Origin of the sequence: Allobacillus saliphilus (assembly GCF_018138385.1) — a bacterium.
Taxonomy (GTDB): domain Bacteria; phylum Bacillota; class Bacilli; order Bacillales; family Alkalibacillaceae; genus Allobacillus; species Allobacillus saliphilus.
Genome location: NZ_JAGSIE010000017.1, coordinates 1 through 19,382, shown reverse-complemented (window position 1 = coordinate 19,382; position 19,382 = coordinate 1). Strand labels below are relative to the sequence as shown.

Sequence of the window (19,382 nt, the reverse complement as noted above, 5' to 3'; positions counted from 1 at the left end):
GTCCATTGTTGAATTGCAATCCGCTATCGGCGGGCGCTTTTACCCACAGGGCATAAGGCGACATCTGCGATTACTCGCAGTGTCTTCTATACCGCGGGCACGGCTCGAGCCTCCTCGGAAGAAAAGCACTTCCTGTGGGGTCTCGAGACACGTGCTGTTCCGACGCCATGGACGGCTAGTGTCAACGCTGGCCACAGGACGTGGCCGGTCTTAGTTGACCCGCAGGAGTCGCCACCTTCGCTTCTACAATTCAGCAACTCAGTGCAACTTCACTATAAAGAACACTAAACTTTATCAAATCCATCCATTAAAAAAGCTCCCATGTAGACATGGGAGCATGATTGTTTACACATTTACGACTCAATCCACTCAAAGGTAGATTGACTGCAAAGATCACACACCTCGGCAGGATTTGTTTAAGCAATTGAAATTGCTCCTGCTGTCTACGGTATAATTCATTCATTTATTTAATTGACAAGACATAGTATATATGCCGTTTATCAAAAAGTCAATGATTTCTTGATTAATTGGTGAAACTTGATACGTCTACGCGTACACCAGGTCCCATCGTTGATGAGATGGCAGCATTACGCATATATTTACCTTTTGAAGCTTGAGGCTTTGCTTTCACTAGTGTTTCAGTGATTGCAGCAAAGTTCTCTACCAATTTGTCGTCTTCGAAAGAGACTTTCCCGATTGGAACGTGAATGTTACCAGCTTTATCAACGCGGTATTCAACTTTACCTGCTTTGATTTCCTGAACGGCTTTTTCCACTTCGAAAGTAACTGTGCCAGTTTTCGGGTTAGGCATTAAACCTTTTGGTCCAAGTACACGACCAAGCTTACCGACTTCAGCCATCATGTCTGGTGTAGCAACGATTACATCAAAATCAAACCAACCTTCATTGATTTTGCTGATGTATTCTTGATCGCCTACGTAGTCAGCGCCTGCCGCTTCAGCCTCTTTAGCTTTGTCGCCTTTTGCAAAGACAAGAACACGTCGTGTTTTACCAGTACCGTGTGGTAATACCATTGCGCCACGGATTTGTTGGTCAGCTTTCTTTGGATCAACACCCAAACGGAAAGCAGCTTCAACAGTTTCATCGAACTTAGCTGTAGATGCTTTTTTCACAAGCTCAATCGCTTCTTTAGAATCATAGCTTTTTGAACGATCAACTAATTTTAGTGCTTCGCTATATTTTTTACCTTTTTTAGCCATTATATTTTCCTCCTCTTTGTGGTTTTAACGGTTAAACCTCCCACTTACGAAAACTTACCGAAGTAAGTCTTCGGGTAAAGACAATCGTCTCTACTGGACTTTTGTTAACCTGTAATAAAGGTTGCGAAAGTATTCATCCGCAACCTTTCATAGCATTGACATTAGTCTTCAATCGTAACACCCATGCTGCGGGCAGTACCTTCTACCATACGTACAGCAGCATCCACATCAGCAGCGTTTAAATCCTGCATTTTTGTTTCAGCAATTTCACGTACTTGATCGCGTTTAACTGTTGCGACCTTGTTACGGTTTGGTTCACCAGAACCGGATTCAATACCTGCCGCTTTTTTAAGAAGCACAGCAGCCGGTGGAGTTTTTGTTATGAAAGTAAATGAACGATCTTCAAAAACAGAAATTTCAACCGGGATAATCATGCCAGCTTCATCTTGTGTTTGTGCGTTAAATTCCTTACAGAATCCCATGATATTAATACCAGCTTGACCCAATGCAGGACCGACTGGCGGTGCAGGGTTTGCTTTACCTGCTGGAATTTGAAGTTTAATAACGTTAACTACTTTTTTAGCCACGAGACACACCTCCTTAAAGTCCGTGATGTGGTAATTGGGGCTTGCCCCTCCCACTCATTTTTATCATTAGCCGATCAGGCCATGAGAAACATAAAAATCTTAGCATTTTTCGACTATGAATGCAAGTGGTTTGTTATAATTTTTCTATCTGATTAAAGTCTAGTTCGACAGGTGTTTCTCTACCAAACATGTTGACATGGACTTTGACCTTCAATTTATCTGTATCGATATTTTCGATTGTACCAGTGAAATTCGCGAAAGGACCTTCTGTCACGCGAACCGTCTCTTTTAATTCAAAATCAATTTCAGGCGCTTGATCTTTGACACCCATTCGTTTTAAAATTCGCTCAGATTCTTCTGGCAATAATGGTGTCGGCTTTTGTCCAGCTCCTGTTGATCCAACAAACCCTGTGACGCCAGGTGTATTTCTAACGACAAACCAGGAATCATCCGTCATAATCATTTCTGTCAAAACATATCCAGGAAATACTTTCTTCAAAGCTGTCTTTCTTTTTCCATTTTTAACTTCTGTCTCTTCCTCTTCGGGAACAATCACTCTAAAAATTTTATCTTCCATACCCATTGATTCTATTCTTTTTTCTAAGTTTAATTTAACTTTGTTTTCATAACCAGAATACGTATGAACCACATACCAGTTTTTCTCCATAATTACAGGCTTATGCCTTCCCTCCTATTCATTGACCCTTTCGATTTCCAAACATCCCAATCTATTGCAACATGAGAAACCAAAGAGATCAGAGTAGCTTCTGCTTTCTCATCTTCCAACAACTTGAACTCCCATCTCAATGCTGTACTCGTTGGTTGAATTATACGTTATTTAGCAAAAAAATGTATAATAAAAAACCCGGCAAGCGGGTTTTATGTCATTAGCTATTATAGCACAACACTCTGTCATTAAACCATTGAATTAAAAGAGCTCTAAAATTTGAGATAAAACTAAATCAGTTACGGTGAAAAAGACACCAAAGAAAATAACAGTCACCAATACGATCACAGTATATCGGGTTAGCTCATTTCCTTTAGGCCACGATACTTTACGCATTTCTCGATTGACATCTTTTAAGAACTTGACCATCTACATCCCCCTTACCTTGCTGCACACTATTTCGTCTCTCGGTGTAACGTATGACTACCACACGTTTTACAAAATTTTTTTATTTCAATTCGCTCACTAGAACTTGTTTTTTTATCTGTTGTATAGTTACGCGACTGACAAACCGAACATGCCAGTGCTACTTTTTTTCTCATAAATTAACCTCAATCTGATTTCATTCATACCCAATAAACTTACCACGAGGGTAAGAGTGTGTCAAATAATGTTTAAAGCGTTACTTCGTTCACTTGCAAGTAACGTTCCAACTTTCTTTTCACCCTCTGGAGAGCATTGTCAATCGATTTAACGTGACGATTTAATTTTAGTGAAATCTCTTGATACGAGCATCCATCTAAATAAAGGTTTAGAACTTCTTGCTCGAGCTCACTTAACACTTCACGCATTTTGATTTCCATATCACCATTTTTCTCACGGTTGATCAATAGCTTCTCCGGATCACCTAACTCATCTTCCGCGATAACATCAATTAGTGTACGGTCAGATTCCTCGTCATAAATTGGCTTGTCTAACGAAACATAGGAATTCAGCGGAATATGCTTTTGGCGGGTCGCTGTTTTGATTGCCGTAATAATTTGGCGCGTTACACAAAGCTCCGCAAACATCTTAAACGATGAGAGCTTGTCCGGTCGGTAATCACGGATCGCTTTATATAAACCGATCATCCCTTCTTGAATGATATCTTCTCGGTCTGCACCAATTAGAAAATATGTACGAGCTTTTCCTCGGACAAAGCCTTTATATTTCAGAATCAATTGATTCAAAGCTTGCCCATCTCCCTGCTGAACGAGTTCCACGAGGCGTTCATCTTCTGACTCCATCATGTCCTGTTTCATCTTCAATTCTGTCTTAGTGATCACGTTAGCTCCTCCTGAATGATAACAGATATAAGAATACAACATTATTATACAGGATTTGTGAATTTTCAGTCAACTATTGTTTGAACTATTTTCTTCCTCTTCTCATTTCTTCAAATTTCGAGCGAAGGTCTTGATCAAGTAATATCTTATGTTTCGGCGCTAACTTTTGGTTATTCGCTAGGTCGATTTGAATATCTTTTTCCATTCGTTGAATCTCTAAAAACAACTCGCGAGCAGACTTCCTTAACGCTCCTTGTGAGAAAACAGTCCATTGTTCTTGAAAGTCAGATGTCGCTACATACACTTTCGTTTTGACATTCTTCACTTCTTTAATCAACTTTTCTATCGCCTCATCAGCGGTTTCATTTTCTTTCGTATAAATCAATTGAACTTTTTTGAATGTTTCGCGGCTCTCTGGCCCTTTAACGTTATAAGCATCGAAAATGACAATGATTCGATAATCCATATAAGCTTGAAATTCCGCTAACAACTCAACTAACTTCGCCCGTGCCTCTTCTAAGCTTTTTTCTTTTAATTTCTTTAGCACGGGCCAATCACCAATCATATTGTAACCATCGACAATGAGTACGATCATGGATCATTCACCTAACGGATTCCGTTTTCGGTATACTTCATACATGAGCAAGCTCGCCGAAACAGAAGCATTTAGTGATGTAACATGACCAATCATCGGAAGCTTAATATGCCAATCGCACTTCTTCGCGACCAAGCGGCTGATTCCTTTTCCTTCACTACCAATCACAAGAGCTAGCGGCATATCATACGTTCCTTGCCGATAATCCTCGGAAGCTGAAGCGTCGGTTCCAATTACCCAGATGTTTTCCTCTTTCAATCGCTCGATTGTCTGTGCCATATTCGTCACTCGAGCCACTGGAACGTATTCAATCGCACCGGTAGATGCTTTCGCTACCGTTTGCGTCAGTTGCACTGAGCGTCTCTTCGGAATAATAATTCCATGCACACCGATCGCATCGGCTGTACGCATAATAGATCCTAAATTATGTGGGTCTTCTAACTCATCTAATAGGACGAAAAAAGGAGTCTCGTTTTTATTTTCTGGAATAAGAAGCAAATCTTCGAGATCTAAATATTCATATGCAGCAACAGAAGCAGCGACACCTTGGTGATGTTCACCTAATTGGTCAAGTTTATTTCTCGGTACTTTTTGCACATGAATATTCGCCTGCTTCGCTGCCTGTATGAGCTCCCCTTGGGCAGCAGGCTTCATGGATTCAAGAACAAGCACTTTGTTAATTGCACGCCCAGATTTCAATGTTTCTAATACGGCATTTCTTCCTACAATCCATTCTTCACTCACGTTTTGTTCTCCTTTCTTCTGCGTCCATAATCGCCATAGAAATCAATTGTTCCAGTCGATCGGTTTCTTGATTTAAATATAAATAACCAAGTAATGCTTCAAATGCGGTACTTAGTCGATATGTCTGTACATCTGTACTCTTCGGTTTATTCGACTTCGCGTTTCTCCCTCTACGTACGATCGCTTCTTCCTTCTCCGTTAGAAATCTATCATTAAGCCAGCTTTTCACCGTAGATGCTTGTGCAGTTGCGGCTACAAATGATATAGCGGATTGGTGAAGCTTTTGCGGCTTCACCTCTCCTTTTTCAATTAAATAAGCCCTAACGTAAACTTCATAAATGGCATCTCCCATGTAAGCAAGTGCCAAGCTCTTCATTTGAAATGGTTCAGTCATACATTCACTTCCGCTTCCATCGAGTTCCTTGTGGCGTATCCTCTAATACAATACCTTTTTCATCCAATAAATCACGAATTTCGTCCGCACGACCGAAATTCCGGTCCTTCCTTGCTTGAACACGTTCTTCTATTAATTGTTCAATATCTTCATCATGTAGCTCCTCTGTCTCTAACTTCAGTCCGAGTACTCCAGTAATTTCTTCAAACAGCTCGATGAAAACATCGATAACTGTTGTATCTGTCTGTTTGTTTTCCAAATAACGATTGGCGTCTTTTGCCAATTCAAACAGAACCGAGATCGCATTGGCAGTATTGAAGTCATCATTCATTTCTTCAATGAATCTTGAACGATGTGAGTCAATGGAATCCATCCACTGTGCATGGTTATCCGTTAAGTTTACACTTGTTTCTTTTCGATATAACAAATTTTGATAAGCCGTTTGGATTCGATCAAAGCTATTACGCGTATTTTCGATGACCGACTGGCTGAAGTTAATCGGATTGCGGTAATGAACACTTAGCATGAAAAATCGAATGATGTTTGGATCGAACTGCTCAATGATATCTTTCACCAAAATAAAGTTACCTAGTGATTTAGACATTTTTTCATTTTCTATTTGAATATAACCGTTATGAATCCAATAGTTTGCGAACGTTTTGTCATTATTCGCTTCAGACTGTGCGATTTCATTTTCATGGTGTGGGAAAGTTAAGTCTTGACCACCCGCATGAATATCGATTGTTTCACCTAAATACTTTTTCGCCATAGCTGAACATTCGATATGCCACCCCGGTCGTCCTTCTCCCCAAGGACTTTCCCAAGAGATTTCTCCATCTTTCGCTTTTTTCCATAAAGCAAAATCAAGCGGGTCGTCTTTCTTCTCTCCAACTTGTATTCTCGCTCCAGAGCGAAGTTCGTCTATCGATTGATGAGATAACTTCCCATATTCTTCAAACTTTCTTGTCCGATAGTATACATCTCCATCCACTTCATAAGCAAAGCCTTTTTCAACTAATCCTTCAATGAAAGCAATGATCTCTTCCATGGATTCGGTAACTCTCGGATGATGGACCGCTTCTTGTACGTGTAATTTAGAAACATCCTCTTTATACGCTTTAATAAAGCGTTCGGCGATGTCTGGAACTTCCTCACCTAGTTCTTTAGCTGCTTTAATTAATTTATCGTCGACATCTGTAAAGTTTAATACGTATTCCACTTCGTATCCGACGTATTCCAAGAAACGACGAACCGTATCAAAGACGATTGCTGGGCGGGCGTTTCCGATATGAATATAGTTGTAAACGGTCGGCCCACACACATACATCTTTACTTTACCTTCTTCTATCGGTTGAAATTCCTCTTTTTTCCGCGTTAACGAATTGTATAACTTAATCGTCATCCACAGACACTCCTTTCAGCTTAGCCAATTCTTTCTCCAATTCTTTGATCCTGCCTTCTAAACGATTGCAATGCTCTTGGACCGGATCCGGCATTTTATGGTGATCTAAGTTCTTTTTCACTTTCACACCATTCTGGACAACGACACGCCCAGGTATGCCGACAACAGTTGAATGCTTCGGAACATCTTTCAATACAACGGACCCTGCACCAATTTTTGAATGTTCTTCAATAGTAATGGAGCCCAACACTTTCGCTCCAGTTGCAACAAGCACATTATCTTTAAGAGTCGGATGTCTTTTCCCTTTCTCTTTACCTGTTCCACCAAGTGTTACTCCTTGATACAACGTTACATTATCACCAATTTCACACGTTTCACCGATGACGACCGCCATTCCATGATCGATAAAAAAGCGGCGTCCAATCTTTGCTCCTGGGTGAATTTCAATCCCCGTGAAAAAACGACTGACTTGTGAAATGACACGAGCGATAAACTTCATATTCCGTTTATGAAAGCCATGTGCAAAGCGATGTGCCCAAACGGCATGCACGCCGGAATACGTCAATACGACTTCGAACGTATTTCTTGCTGCCGGGTCTTGGTCAAAGACGACTTTTACATCATCTTTCAATAAACTGAAAAACTTTCTCATATCCATCCTCCTCCCTTTGATGCTTATATCTTCTTGAACACGAATGATGTTTTTAGTAGGTGGTGAAATTCTTTGAAAATGTATTTCGCATTATAAAGCTACTTTAATGCAAAAAGCCTCTGTCTATCATTCAATAGACAGAGGCGTATATAAACGCGGTTCCACTCTGCTTCAAGGTATTTAACACCTTTCGCTCAGACGGATAACGATCGTTACTCGCTTTTTCTTACTGAGTTTCAGAAAAAGAACTCCGAGGGGCATTTCACCGATTGTCCGGAAAGCTGTTCTCACCTATACAGCTCTCTCTGTGATCCTTTCAATCGGCTACTTTTCCTCATCCACGTTTTTATTCAATGATATATTGTTATTATATACAAAAAACCGTTGTTGTTACGAATTATTTAACTCATCAATTAACTGACCTAATCGATGAACGACCGTTTCCTTTCCAAGTAGGTGGATTGCCTGTGGTAATTCAGGGCCGTTTGTCTCAGCTGTCGTTGCAACACGGATTGGCATGAATAACTTCTTGCCTTTGTTTCCAGTATCTTTTTGAGTTGCTTTAATTGCCGCTTTAATATCATCCGCTTCAAAGGATTCTAATCCTTCTAGCTGAGTTCTGAAGTTCGCAAGCATTTCAGGAACGTGTCCTTGACTAAGAACATCCATCGCTTCATCTGAATACTCCGCTTCTTTCTTGAAGAACAACTCGGTCAATTCTACAATCTCAGCACCGTAACTTAGCTGTTCTTTGTATAACGCAATCAATTCATGAACCCACTTTTCTGTTTCTTCATCGGCATTTTCTTCAATTTTACCTGCTTTTAATAAGTGTGGTTTTGCTAATTGAATGACTCGCTCCAAAGAGCTTGACTTAATATATTGGTTGTTCATCCACTTTAATTTCGCACTATCAAAAACAGCCGGTGATGTTGATAATCGCTCAGGGTCGAACATTTCAATAAATTCTTCTTTTGTAAAGATTTCTTCTTCTCCAACTGGGGACCAACCAAGCAAGGAAATGAAGTTAAACAAAGCTTCAGGCAAATAACCTAACTCTTCGTACTGTTCAATGAACTGAATAATACTTTCATCACGCTTGCTGAGTTTCTTTCTTTCTTCATTGACGATTAATGTCATATGCGCATAAGTAGGCACTTCCCAATCAAACGCACGGTAAACCATCATTTGTTTTGGTGTATTTGAAATATGGTCTTCACCCCGAAGAACATGAGTAATTTTCATTAGATGGTCATCAACTGCTACCGCAAAGTTGTACGTCGGTGTGCCATCTTTTTTCAAAATAACCCAATCACCAAAGTCAGCTGATTCAAACGTTATTTTCCCTTTCACGATATCGAAAAAGGTATACGTTTCTTGACTTGGAACGCGCAAACGAATGCTAGGCTTACGACCTTCCCGTTCGTATTTCTCTTGTTCTTCTTGAGTCAGATTGCGGTGTGCACCAGAGTACATTGGGACTTGGCCCTTCGCCCGCTGTTCTTCTCTTTCTTGCTCTAATTCGTCTTCCGTCATATAGCATTTATAAGCTAGATCACGTTCCAATAACTCATCAACATATTTTCGGTAAATGTCCAATCGCTCCATTTGGCGATACGGGCCATAGTCGCCTTCACGATCGATACTTTCATCCCAATCGATTCCTAGCCATTTCAAATAATTAAGCTGACTAAGCTCTCCACCTTCAACGTTTCTCTTCTGGTCGGTATCTTCAATACGGATGATGAATTTACCGCCTGTATGTCTAGCGTATAAATAGTTAAACAAAGCTGTTCGAGCATTTCCAATATGCAAATGTCCTGTTGGACTTGGTGCGTAGCGTACACGTACTTCTTGTGCTGACATGGTGATATTCCCTCCATCAATAAATATTACTGTTTATTTTTGTTGCAAAAGAATCACAGCTTGTGCAGCGATTCCTTCTTTTCTACCGATAAAGCTTAATTGTTCAGTCGTTGTCGCTTTTACATTAATTTGATCCGTTTCCGCATGCAGTAATTCAGCAATTACATTGCGGATATCGTCTATATAAGGAGCCATTTTCGGTGCTTGAGCAATGACCGTACAATCAATATTGACTAAAGTGAACCCTTTTTGTTCCACAAGTGCCCAAACATGACGAAGCAATTCTTTTGAATCCGCATCTTTGTATGCTGGGTCTGTGTCAGGAAAGTGCTTCCCGATGTCCCCTTCTCCAATTGCTCCAAGGGCAGCATCTGCTATTGTGTGTAATAAAACATCCGCATCCGAGTGCCCAATCAACCCTTGATCGTGCGGTATTTCAACGCCACCAATAATACAAGGGCGATTCGGTGCAAACTGATGTACATCAAAACCTTGTCCAATCCGAAACAATTATAGCTCCTCCTCTTGTTTAGAATGCCTATTTATTTGTAGCACATTTTCAGCTCTTTGTATATCCTCCGGCGTTGTCAGCTTCATATTCCGGTAACTACCTTCAACCAATTCAACTGCTTGCTCCATTAACTCAAGCAATTGCACATCATCTGTCGCCTGTATATTTTCGTTGTGTGCCCATTCATGAGCGCGTTGAATCAAATCGTATCGAAAAGCTTGAGGCGTTTGGGCGGCAAATAACACGCTTCGCTTCAACGTTTTCACACGCCCACCATCAACTTGCTTAATCGTGTCCGTAACAGGAACAGCGAGAAATGCAGCGCCTGTCCTCTCCGTTGCTTTATGTAATCGGTGTAGCTCCTCCTGACTGACAAATGGTCTAGCACCATCATGAATCATCGTAATCTTAGATGGGTCAGCCGCTTCCAGCCCTAACCGTACACTGTCTTGACGCTCTTTTCCACCTGTTACATACTGCCTTACTTTCGAAAAATTCTTTTCATCTACAATGGATTCAATCATTTCCCGATCATTTGGCTGAATAACCAAATAAATCGCCTCACACCAATCATCTTGTTCAAAAACATCAATCGTATGTGCAAGTAATGGTTCTGAGCCGATGGTAATAAATTGTTTATTAACGTTTGCTTTCATTCTCTTTCCTTGACCAGCCGCCAATATAATGACTTGATATGATTCCATAGGATCCTCCTGCATTTTGGTTGAACACAATTTCAACAACGAATTTCAACATATCTTTCTTAATAAAAGGTTGGCTTTCAACGCTTCAACAGAAACTTAGAGCCAACCTTTTCGCACATTGTATTATTATTGGGCCTGCTCAAAAGCTTTCGGCTTGGCAAAGATCATTCTACCAGCAGAAGTTTGCAAGACGCTGGTAACAATAACTTTAATTGTTTTTCCGATGAAATTCTTACCTTCCTCGATGACAATCATTGTTCCGTCATCCAAGTAAGCTACACCTTGATCATCTTCTTTTCCTGCCTTAATCACATGTACTTGCATTTTTTCTCCTGGTAACACAATTGGCTTCACAGCATTTGCAAGGTCATTAATATTCAACACACTCACGTTTTGAAACTCAGATACCTTATTTAAATTATAATCGTTCGTCACTAAAATACCATCCAGAAGCTTAGTCAGCTTTACAAGCTTGCTATCTACTTCTTGGATGTCATCAAAGTCACCCTCATAAAATTGCACATCCACCGGTAGCTCTTTTTGCAGCCGGTTTAAAATATCCAATCCTCTGCGGCCTCGATTACGTTTCAATAAGTCAGATGAATCCGCAATATGCTGCAATTCTTCCAAAACAAAACGTGGAATCATAATGGTGCCTTCCAAAAATTTCGTTTCACAAATATCAGCTATTCTTCCGTCAATAATGACACTTGTATCAAGAATTTTCGGCTTGATTTGTTGGTCATTCGCTTTTTCTTGAATTGCCTTTTCTTTTTCTTCTGGTTCTTTTTTAGATAGAAGACCTGCAAACTCATTTCGTCGCTTAAACCCAACTTGAAAGCCTAAATAGGCTAAAATAATAGATAAGAAAACAGGTAAAACCCCAGAAATAATGGGTATGCCCAGTCCTTGGACGAAAGTGTTGATCAAGAATGCAATCAACAGCCCGACGACGAGACCGATACTTCCAAACAATAAATCGGCAACTGGTACCCCGACTAACTTCTCTTCAATAAAAACTAAAAATCCAACGATATAATCCGCAATAAATAGACTAATAAAAAAGAATATAAGTGCACCTAAAAATAAACCAAAATACGGAACGAGCCAGCTCGGCATATAATTTGCGACCTGGTTAATATCGGGGACATACAAAAAACCAATCATTCCACCGGCAACCAATATAAATAATTGGACAATCTTCTTAAGCATCTCGGCACCTCCTTTGTGCATCGTTAGAAAAGTATTTTTGGGTGGTTCAAATTATACCACCCGCTTATTTGATAGTCAAAAGATACAAACAGAACAGTATATCACCGTTAAAGTTATATGTCAATTTGGTTACAATGATTTAACAGATTTATTCTAGAGCTATCCGTAAAGCATCATGGACTGAATCTACACCTACTAAATCGATGCCATCTGGTTTCGTAATGCCACTTAAATTTCGGTTTGGTAGGATTACCCGTTTAAAGCCTAATTTTTGCGCTTCCTTGATCCGCTGCTCAATCCGCGATACACGTCGAATTTCACCTGTTAGTCCTACTTCTCCGATAAATACATCGTCTTTTTGTGTCGGCTGGTCTCTAAAGCTTGAAGCAATACACACAGCGACAGCGAGGTCAATGGCTGGCTCATCTAACTTTACGCCGCCCGCTACTTTCACATAAGCATCTTGGTTTTGTAGGAGAAGGCCTGCACGCTTTTCTAAAACGGCCATCAATAAAGGTACACGGTTATGATCTAATCCAGTCGCCATTCTTCTAGCATTTCCAAATTGAGTCGGAGAAATAAGTGCTTGGATTTCTACGAGCATCGGTCTTGTCCCTTCCATCGAGGCAACAATCGTCGATCCGGCAATACCTTGTGATCGCTCTTCTAAGAAAATCTCAGAAGGATTACTAACTTCGACCAACCCTTCTTCTTTCATTTCAAAAATACCCATTTCATGCGTGCTACCGAAACGATTTTTTACACTGCGCAAAATACGGAAAGCATGATGACGCTCACCTTCAAAATAAAGAACCGTATCCACCATATGTTCAAGCAGACGAGGACCAGCAATTGCTCCCTCTTTCGTCACGTGGCCTACAATAAAGATAGGTATGCCTTTGGTTTTGGCGACTTTCATTAAGGCTGAGGTACATTCTCGAACTTGCGAAACAGATCCTGCTGCAGAAGTGACAGTATCTAAATAGATTGTTTGAATCGAGTCAATGACGACAAAATCAGGATTCATTTCATTGATGGAGTCGATGACGTACTCTAAGTTTGTTTCAGAAAAAATGTACAATGAATCGTTATTAATATTTAGCCGACTCGCGCGAAGTTTCGTTTGTTTCTCTGATTCCTCACCAGAAATATAAAGAGCTGTATGTTTTGCGGCTGCTAATTGGGAGGATAGCTGTAATAATAACGTGGACTTCCCAATACCAGGGTCTCCACCAATCAACACAAGCGAGCCAGGTACAACTCCCCCACCGAGGACCCGATTCATTTCTTCCATATCAATTCGTATACGCTTTTCATCTTGCATGGACACTTCATTAATTGTCGTAGGCTTTCGTTTCGTCCTATTTTCCTGTTGTCCGAATGTATGTCGTTCTTTCGTTGTTTGTAATTTCTCTTCAACAAAGCTATTCCATTGGTGACAAGCTGGACACTTTCCCATCCATTTAGGAGATTCGTATCCACATTCCTGACACATGAAAACTGTTTTTTTCTTTGCCATTCTCAGGCTCCTTTTCTATCGATCTTTCGAGTTAATTGCACACTCATTATATAATTCCATTGTACAAGAAAAAACAGCCAGCGGGTACTTTTCCTACTGGCTGTTTGAATAAATTAGCAACTATTTTACGTCTTCAAAAGCTTTTTTCGCAGAGACATAGAAATCACCATGCTCATCTACATCGATTTCAACCGACTCACCTTTCTCCAAGTCACCTTTCAGTAACTCTTCAGAAAGGAAGTCTTCGACGTTTTTCTGAAGGGAACGGCGGAGAGGACGAGCCCCATATTCTAAATCCATTCCTTCATCAGCGATTTTATTAATCGCCTGATCTGAAAGTGTAAAGTGAATTTCCTTTTCTTCTAAACGATCTTGAAGCTGTTTCACCATCAATTTAACAATTTGACGGATATGTTTCTCTTCCAGTGAATGGAAGACGATTGTGTCGTCTATCCGGTTTAAAAACTCTGGACGGAATGCTTTCTTTAATTCTTCCAATACTTTGTCTTTCATACTCTTATAATCTCTTTTATCATCGCTTAAGCTGAAGCCAACAGATTTTTCGCGACGTAATTCATGCGCGCCAACGTTAGATGTCATTATTAGAATCGTATTTCTGAAATCAACTGTTCTTCCTTTTGAGTCAGTTAAGCGACCGTCTTCAAGTACTTGTAGCAAAATATTGAACACTTCTGGGTGCGCTTTTTCAATCTCATCCAACAGAATTACGGAATATGGTTTTTGACGGACTTTTTCTGTCAACTGCCCGCCTTCATCATAACCTACATATCCTGGAGGCGAACCGACAAGTCGAGATGTCGCGTGCTTTTCCATATACTCGGACATATCAATGCGAATCATCGCATCTTCTTCTCCAAACATCGTTGATGCTAATGCGCGTGCAAGTTCTGTCTTACCGACACCAGTTGGTCCTAAGAAAATGAATGAACCAATTGGACGTTTCGGATCTTTTAGTCCAGCACGAGCTCTTCGAATTGCTTTCGAGATGGATTGAACTGCCTCTTCCTGTCCAATTACTCGGTTATGCAAGTTTTCCTCTAAGTTCAATAGACGTTCTTTTTCGTCTTTTTCCATCCGTGAAACTGGAACACCAGTCCATGTGGAGACGACATGAGCAATATCATCTAATGTCACTTCGGAACTCTCTTGCCCTTGTTTTTCTTTCCATTCATTTTTCGTTTTCTCAACTTCATCTTTCAGCTTTTGTTCTTTGTCTCGTAAAGAAGCTGCCGTTTCAAACTCTTGGCTTTGAACAGCTGCATCTTTCTCCTTCTTCACTTCATCCAGCTTTTCTTCCAACTCTTTTAAGTTTGGTGGAACTGTATAGTTACGAAGTCTGACACGAGAAGCCGCTTCGTCAATCAAGTCAATGGCCTTATCCGGTAGGAACCGATCCGTAATGTAACGATCTGAAAAACTCACTGCACTTTCAATCGCATCATCCGAAATGGTCACACGGTGGTGTGCCTCATAACGATCACGAAGACCTTGTAAGATCTTCATCGATTCTTCTGTCGTTGGTTCGGATACTTGAATTGGCTGGAAACGACGTTCTAACGCCGCGTCTTTCTCGATATACTTACGGTATTCATCCAATGTTGTAGCACCGATACATTGCAGTTCACCACGAGCTAATGCTGGTTTAAGAATATTGGATGCATCAATTGCACCTTCTGCACCACCAGCACCAATTAATGTGTGCAATTCATCAATGAATAAAATGATATTTTTTGCCTGGCGAATCTCTTCAATTACTTTCTTCAAACGATCTTCAAATTCACCACGGTATTTTGTACCCGCAACAACGGTTCCCATATCTAATGTCATCACTCGTTTATCGCGAAGAATCTCAGGTATTTCATTATTTACAATTTGCTGAGCTAGCCCTTCCGCGATCGCCGTCTTACCAACACCTGGTTCACCAATTAACACAGGGTTATTTTTTCGGCGGCGGCTAAGCACTTGAATCACTCGTTCGATTTCTTCACTTCGTCCAATAACCGGGTCTACATTGCCTTCACGGGCAGTAGCTGTTAAATCAGAAGCTAGTGAATCGAGTGTTGGTGTTTGTGCATTTGAGTTTTGTTTTTGCTTCCGCTGATGTGGATGACCTGATGTCGAGTCATTACTGCCAAGTAGTTGTAATACTTGCTGGCGTGCTTTATTTAAGCTAACACCTAAGTTGTTGAATACGCGAGCTGCCACCCCTTCACCTTCACGAATTAATCCTAAAAGAATGTGCTCTGTCCCGACATAGGAGTGATTCAACTTTCTTGCCTCATCCATGGAAAGTTCGATTACTTTTTTAGCACGTGGCGTATAATGGATCGTTTGATTCGTCGCCTCTCCCTTTCCAATTAACTGCTCAACTTCTTGCTGTATTTTTTCACTATCGATATCAAGCGATTTCAATGCTTTCGCAGCAATGCCCTCGCCTTCTTTAATCAATCCTAATAAAATGTGTTCTGTTCCAATGTTGTTATGGCCTAATCGTAAGGCTTCTTCTTGTGAAAGTGCCAATACTTTTTGAGCTCTTTCTGTAAATCTACCAAACATCATATAAATGACCTCCTTTTATTTCTCTTCTTCCATCGTTAGTCGTTCACGAATCAATTTTGCGCGAAATACATCTCGTTCTCTCGGTGAAAGTCCCTTCTTCGCATAATGTTGTAAGAAGCCGGGTTGGGTTAATACCATTAATTCATTCAAGATTGTTTTAGAAATACCTTTAATCCATCCTAAATCAATTGCTAAACGAATATCTGACAAACATTTTGATGCTTCCTTCGACTGAATGATCCGGCTATTGGATAAAATTCCGTACGAGCGAAACAGTTTATCTTCTAACTGTATACCCGATTGCTGAACAATCCATTCTCTGGACCTACGTTCGCTATCAATTAATTCTTTTACAACACTCGTTAAATCTTGAATGATTTCTTCTTCAGACTTTCCTAAGGTCACTTGATTGGAAACTTGATAAAGGTTACCTAATGCCTCGCTACCTTCTCCGTAGATCCCACGTACAACTAATCCTAGCTTGTTAATCTCAGGAACAATCTGATTCATCTGATTTGTCATCGTCAATGCCGGAAGATGCATCATAACGGATGCTCTTAATCCTGTACCGACATTTGTCGGGCAACTCGTTAAATATCCTTTCTCTTCATCAAAAGCATATCCAATTTTACCTTCGATCCAATCATCGATTTCGAATGCCGTATCTACTGCTTGTTTCAGTTGCAATCCTGGATAATAGATTTGCAGTCGTAAATGATCTTCTTCATTGACCATAATTGAAACTTGCTCATTTTTTGAAATGAGAACAGCTCCACTACGTTCATTTTCAGCTAAATTCGGGCTAATCAAATGCTTCTCTATCAAAACCCTTTTTTCCACCGGATCAAGGTCTGACATCTTAGCAAGTTGAAAATCTTTAAATCCATTGAACGTTTGGCCATTAAACTCTTCTTCCATGTACTCTAATACCTTTTCTAATGGTTCTTCTTTACCACTAGTAGGAAAAGGAACTTTATCCAAGTTTCTTGCTAAACGAATGCGACTGCTTAAAACGATATCGTTATCCTCTCCACCGTCATTTAACCAAGGGCTGATGGCATCGTCTATAAAGTCCTGTAATGACATTATGCTTCACCACCTTTTCGTTCCTCTTCTAACTCTTGCTTTAATTGATGGATTTGATCTCTTATTGTTGCTGCTTCTTCAAAAGCTTCCGCTTGAATTGCTTCTTGCAATTTTGTTCGCAAATTTTCAACCTCACGCTGCTTGTGTAAATTACCACCAATTCTTTTCGGGATCTTTCCAACATGTTCAGTATTCCCACTATGAACTCGCTTTAGAAGGGGTGTCAAGTAGGAAGAAAACGACTCATAACAATGGCTGCAGCCAAACTTTCCTTTTCTGCGGAATTCTCCATAGGTCATTCCGCAATAGTCACATTGTGTTGCCGTCTCCGGCTGGATGCTTTGATTTTTTTTGAATGCAGAGTCGAGTGGAACCATACTTGTCAAGAACTGATGCATCGAAAGGTGTTGGTTAGAAAAATCCATATAGCCTTCTTTCTCTGCACACTTTTCACATAAATGGACCTCATCTTTTTTTCCATTAATAACTTGAGTATAGTGCACACTAGCAGTGTTTTCATGACATCTTTGACATTCCACATGAATCCCTCCTATCGATCGTGAACCTTCAATGTCATAATTAACTCACGAAACAATTTTGATCGAATAATATCTCGATTGGGTAACGGAATAGATAATACATCCCGATGTAAAAGCTTATTCATTAAATGAGACTCTCTTTCGGTTAATAGCCGCTCTTCATATAACCGGTCTAATAAGTCCATACTTGCCTGTTGTGATAACGGATTATCCGTGATTGAGAGCATCTCATCCAGTAATGCTTGCTTTGATTTAGGCCTTAAACGTATGATACGAATATAGCCCCCGCCTCCACGCTTACTCTCGACAATATATCCCTTTTCGGCAGTAAAGCGTGTTTTGATGACGTAATTGATTTGCGAAGGAACACACTCAAAGCGATCTGCTATCTCACTTCTTTTTATTTCAACAATATCTTCACCACTCAACTGAAGCACTCTCTTTAAATATGCTTCAATGACATCAGATATGTTCTTCAACGTGCGAACCCTCCTTTTCACTATAATTCCCTTTAACTTACTTAAATAAAAGTCAATTGTTCTAACTTTGACTTTGACTATCTTTGACTATAAGTTTATTATACTTATTTTTATGTTCGATGCAAAATATTTTGCTTCATTTTTTTATAAAAAAAGATGATTCTTTTTCGAATCATCTTCTTGGTGTTATTATTTTGGCTTATGGACATACGTTACATACTGAATGCGACTAATTTCATCTAGTAATTCATGTCGGTTAAATAATTGATCCTTTTCAAGTTCAATATAAATATTACGCTGATCAACACTCTCTGTGTCAATTTCAATTCTTTTAATATATAAGTCATAGTTTTCAAATACATCCAAGATATCACCAACATTTGCTTTGTTATCAATCATAAGGTGGATGAGGTATTTCCCTTTGCCTTTTGAAAATAATTTTTCGAATGAGTTTAAAAAGACCAAGCTAAGTAAAACAACAATCGTCGTTAAAATAGCCAGTGGATACAAACCTGCACCTACAACTAATCCAATACCTGCTACAGTCCAAATCGATGCTGCAGTTGTTAAACCACGAATTGTCATGCCATGAACCATAATCGTACCTGCACCTAAAAAACCAATTCCACTGATGACATACGATGGAATTCTCGCAGGATCAAAGCGAATGTTATCATATTGTGAAATGTATTGATCGAACCCGTACAATGACAAAAGCATCATCATACAAGCTCCCACTCCTACTAATATATGTGTGCGAAAGCCAGCCTGGTGTTTATTTAATTCCCTTTCAAAACCGATCAAACCACAAAGTACGGTTGCTAATGTTATACGCAGAAGCATATCTGAGAAGTTTTCCCCAAAAAGTTGATTCATCGATTCAATCATTCTCTCTCTCCTCACTTATTTATACTTTAAGTTCTGCTATAGCATGATGTTCCATAACAATAAGAAAACACTCATAACACCTTGTTTATCACTAAAATTCGTATGGCGATAAACCTATGGTTATGCAACTAAAAATCAAATATTCTTTTTAATGTGCAAAAAAAGCCAAGAAGTTTTCTTCTTGGCTTTGACCGCCCGGCAACGTCCTACTCTTGCAGGGGAAAAACCCCAACTACCCTCGGCGCTAGAGAGCTTAACTTCTGTGTTCGGAATGGGAACAGGTGTGACCTCTCTGCCATCGTCACCGGACAAATATAATGTTGATAGGCATATACCTTCAAAACTAGATAAGAAACAATACATCATCAAGTAAGTTAAGTCCTCGACCGATTAGTATCCGTCAGCTTCACGTG

21 protein-coding genes, 1 rRNA gene and 2 other annotated features are annotated in these 19,382 nt (G+C 40.0%); all 22 genes read right to left on the bottom strand.

Annotated elements, in window-relative coordinates:
* Nucleotides 1-300 precede the first annotated feature (300 nt).
* Nucleotides 301-467, bottom strand: a sequence feature (ribosomal protein L10 leader region).
* A gap of 56 nt (nt 468-523) precedes the next feature.
* Nucleotides 524-1,219 (bottom strand): 50S ribosomal protein L1, encoded by a 696-nt coding sequence (rplA, locus tag KC820_RS06645; RefSeq protein WP_212369546.1) that lies wholly within the window; start codon nt 1,217-1,219, stop codon nt 524-526.
* A 161-nt stretch (nt 1,220-1,380) separates the two neighbouring features.
* Entirely contained in the window at nt 1,381-1,806 is a 426-nt protein-coding gene (gene rplK / locus KC820_RS06640; RefSeq protein WP_144088732.1) for a 50S ribosomal protein L11, read from the bottom strand.
* Nucleotides 1,807-1,939: 133 nt separating this feature from the next.
* A complete protein-coding gene (nusG, locus tag KC820_RS06635) occupies nt 1,940-2,473 on the bottom strand; it encodes a transcription termination/antitermination protein NusG (RefSeq protein ID WP_144088731.1) in 534 nt (177 codons plus the stop codon).
* 261 nt (nt 2,474-2,734) lie between these two features.
* Complete coding sequence (gene secE, locus KC820_RS06630; protein ID WP_144088730.1) at nt 2,735-2,902, bottom strand: preprotein translocase subunit SecE; 168 nt, start codon at nt 2,900-2,902, stop codon at nt 2,735-2,737.
* Nucleotides 2,903-2,928: 26 nt separating this feature from the next.
* Nucleotides 2,929-3,075 carry a 50S ribosomal protein L33 gene (gene rpmG / locus KC820_RS06625; protein ID WP_212369544.1) on the bottom strand — a complete coding sequence of 49 codons (147 nt, stop codon included), beginning with the start codon at nt 3,073-3,075 and terminating at the stop codon, nt 2,929-2,931.
* Nucleotides 3,076-3,147: 72 nt separating this feature from the next.
* Nucleotides 3,148-3,840: an RNA polymerase sporulation sigma factor SigH gene (gene sigH / locus KC820_RS06620; RefSeq protein WP_377862673.1), complete on the bottom strand. Its 693-nt coding sequence runs from the start codon at nt 3,838-3,840 to the stop codon at nt 3,148-3,150.
* Nucleotides 3,841-3,883: 43 nt separating this feature from the next.
* Complete coding sequence (locus KC820_RS06615) at nt 3,884-4,393, bottom strand: NYN domain-containing protein (protein ID WP_212369542.1); 510 nt, start codon at nt 4,391-4,393, stop codon at nt 3,884-3,886.
* A gap of 3 nt (nt 4,394-4,396) precedes the next feature.
* The gene (gene rlmB / locus KC820_RS06610; protein WP_212369540.1) at nt 4,397-5,137 is read right to left on the bottom strand and encodes a 23S rRNA (guanosine(2251)-2'-O)-methyltransferase RlmB; all 741 of its coding nucleotides are present in this window, start codon (nt 5,135-5,137) and stop codon (nt 4,397-4,399) included.
* Nucleotides 5,130-5,531 (bottom strand): Mini-ribonuclease 3, encoded by a 402-nt coding sequence (locus KC820_RS06605; protein WP_212369538.1) that lies wholly within the window; start codon nt 5,529-5,531, stop codon nt 5,130-5,132. Before KC820_RS06605 ends, rlmB begins: the two co-directional genes overlap by 8 nt.
* A gap of 4 nt (nt 5,532-5,535) precedes the next feature.
* Nucleotides 5,536-6,933, bottom strand: a complete 1,398-nt coding sequence (cysS, locus tag KC820_RS06600) for a cysteine--tRNA ligase (RefSeq protein WP_212369533.1) — start codon at nt 6,931-6,933, stop codon at nt 5,536-5,538.
* Nucleotides 6,923-7,585, bottom strand: a complete 663-nt coding sequence (gene cysE / locus KC820_RS06595; RefSeq protein ID WP_212369529.1) for a serine O-acetyltransferase — start codon at nt 7,583-7,585, stop codon at nt 6,923-6,925. Before cysE ends, cysS begins: the two co-directional genes overlap by 11 nt.
* A gap of 136 nt (nt 7,586-7,721) precedes the next feature.
* Nucleotides 7,722-7,935 (bottom strand) — a binding site (T-box leader).
* Between the two features lie 40 nt (nt 7,936-7,975).
* Complete coding sequence (gltX, locus tag KC820_RS06590; RefSeq protein WP_212369525.1) at nt 7,976-9,451, bottom strand: glutamate--tRNA ligase; 1,476 nt, start codon at nt 9,449-9,451, stop codon at nt 7,976-7,978.
* Nucleotides 9,452-9,484: 33 nt separating this feature from the next.
* Nucleotides 9,485-9,961, bottom strand: a complete 477-nt coding sequence (ispF, locus tag KC820_RS06585) for a 2-C-methyl-D-erythritol 2,4-cyclodiphosphate synthase (protein ID WP_212369522.1) — start codon at nt 9,959-9,961, stop codon at nt 9,485-9,487.
* Complete coding sequence (gene ispD / locus KC820_RS06580) at nt 9,962-10,666, bottom strand: 2-C-methyl-D-erythritol 4-phosphate cytidylyltransferase (protein WP_212369519.1); 705 nt, start codon at nt 10,664-10,666, stop codon at nt 9,962-9,964.
* 126 nt (nt 10,667-10,792) lie between these two features.
* A complete protein-coding gene (locus tag KC820_RS06575; protein WP_212369516.1) occupies nt 10,793-11,878 on the bottom strand; it encodes a PIN/TRAM domain-containing protein in 1,086 nt (361 codons plus the stop codon).
* 148 nt (nt 11,879-12,026) lie between these two features.
* Complete coding sequence (radA, locus tag KC820_RS06570) at nt 12,027-13,397, bottom strand: DNA repair protein RadA (RefSeq protein ID WP_212369514.1); 1,371 nt, start codon at nt 13,395-13,397, stop codon at nt 12,027-12,029.
* 120 nt (nt 13,398-13,517) lie between these two features.
* The gene (locus KC820_RS06565; protein WP_212369511.1) at nt 13,518-15,977 is read right to left on the bottom strand and encodes an ATP-dependent Clp protease ATP-binding subunit; all 2,460 of its coding nucleotides are present in this window, start codon (nt 15,975-15,977) and stop codon (nt 13,518-13,520) included.
* A 15-nt stretch (nt 15,978-15,992) separates the two neighbouring features.
* Entirely contained in the window at nt 15,993-17,063 is a 1,071-nt protein-coding gene (locus KC820_RS06560; RefSeq protein ID WP_212369507.1) for a protein-arginine kinase McsB, read from the bottom strand.
* Nucleotides 17,063-17,602: a protein-arginine kinase activator protein McsA gene (locus KC820_RS13525; RefSeq protein ID WP_212369502.1), complete on the bottom strand. Its 540-nt coding sequence runs from the start codon at nt 17,600-17,602 to the stop codon at nt 17,063-17,065. Before KC820_RS13525 ends, KC820_RS06560 begins: the two co-directional genes overlap by 1 nt.
* A gap of 11 nt (nt 17,603-17,613) precedes the next feature.
* Nucleotides 17,614-18,081, bottom strand: coding sequence for a CtsR family transcriptional regulator (locus KC820_RS06550; RefSeq protein WP_212369499.1), 468 nt, complete (start codon nt 18,079-18,081; stop codon nt 17,614-17,616).
* Between the two features lie 189 nt (nt 18,082-18,270).
* Nucleotides 18,271-18,969 (bottom strand): MgtC/SapB family protein, encoded by a 699-nt coding sequence (locus KC820_RS06545; protein ID WP_236782553.1) that lies wholly within the window; start codon nt 18,967-18,969, stop codon nt 18,271-18,273.
* 193 nt (nt 18,970-19,162) lie between these two features.
* Nucleotides 19,163-19,278 (bottom strand): 5S ribosomal RNA (gene rrf / locus KC820_RS06540).
* Nucleotides 19,279-19,382: the final 104 nt, after the last annotated feature.

Coding starts and splice junctions, on each gene's coding strand:
- rplA (WP_212369546.1), bottom strand. CDS start 1,219: ATGGCTAAAAAAGGTAAAAAATATAGCGAAGCACTAAAATTAGTTGAT.
- nusG (WP_144088731.1), bottom strand. CDS start 2,473: ATGGAGAAAAACTGGTATGTGGTTCATACGTATTCTGGTTATGAAAAC.
- secE (WP_144088730.1), bottom strand. CDS start 2,902: ATGGTCAAGTTCTTAAAAGATGTCAATCGAGAAATGCGTAAAGTATCG.
- rpmG (WP_212369544.1), bottom strand. CDS start 3,075: ATGAGAAAAAAAGTAGCACTGGCATGTTCGGTTTGTCAGTCGCGTAAC.
- sigH (WP_377862673.1), bottom strand. CDS start 3,840: ATGTTGTATTCTTATATCTGTTATCATTCAGGAGGAGCTAACGTGATC.
- KC820_RS06615 (WP_212369542.1), bottom strand. CDS start 4,393: ATGATCGTACTCATTGTCGATGGTTACAATATGATTGGTGATTGGCCC.
- KC820_RS06605 (WP_212369538.1), bottom strand. CDS start 5,531: ATGACTGAACCATTTCAAATGAAGAGCTTGGCACTTGCTTACATGGGA.
- cysS (WP_212369533.1), bottom strand. CDS start 6,933: ATGACGATTAAGTTATACAATTCGTTAACGCGGAAAAAAGAGGAATTT.
- cysE (WP_212369529.1), bottom strand. CDS start 7,585: ATGAGAAAGTTTTTCAGTTTATTGAAAGATGATGTAAAAGTCGTCTTT.
- gltX (WP_212369525.1), bottom strand. CDS start 9,451: ATGTCAGCACAAGAAGTACGTGTACGCTACGCACCAAGTCCAACAGGA.
- ispD (WP_212369519.1), bottom strand. CDS start 10,666: ATGGAATCATATCAAGTCATTATATTGGCGGCTGGTCAAGGAAAGAGA.
- KC820_RS06575 (WP_212369516.1), bottom strand. CDS start 11,878: ATGCTTAAGAAGATTGTCCAATTATTTATATTGGTTGCCGGTGGAATG.
- radA (WP_212369514.1), bottom strand. CDS start 13,397: ATGGCAAAGAAAAAAACAGTTTTCATGTGTCAGGAATGTGGATACGAA.
- KC820_RS06565 (WP_212369511.1), bottom strand. CDS start 15,977: ATGATGTTTGGTAGATTTACAGAAAGAGCTCAAAAAGTATTGGCACTT.
- KC820_RS06560 (WP_212369507.1), bottom strand. CDS start 17,063: ATGTCATTACAGGACTTTATAGACGATGCCATCAGCCCTTGGTTAAAT.
- KC820_RS06545 (WP_236782553.1), bottom strand. CDS start 18,969: ATGATTGAATCGATGAATCAACTTTTTGGGGAAAACTTCTCAGATATG.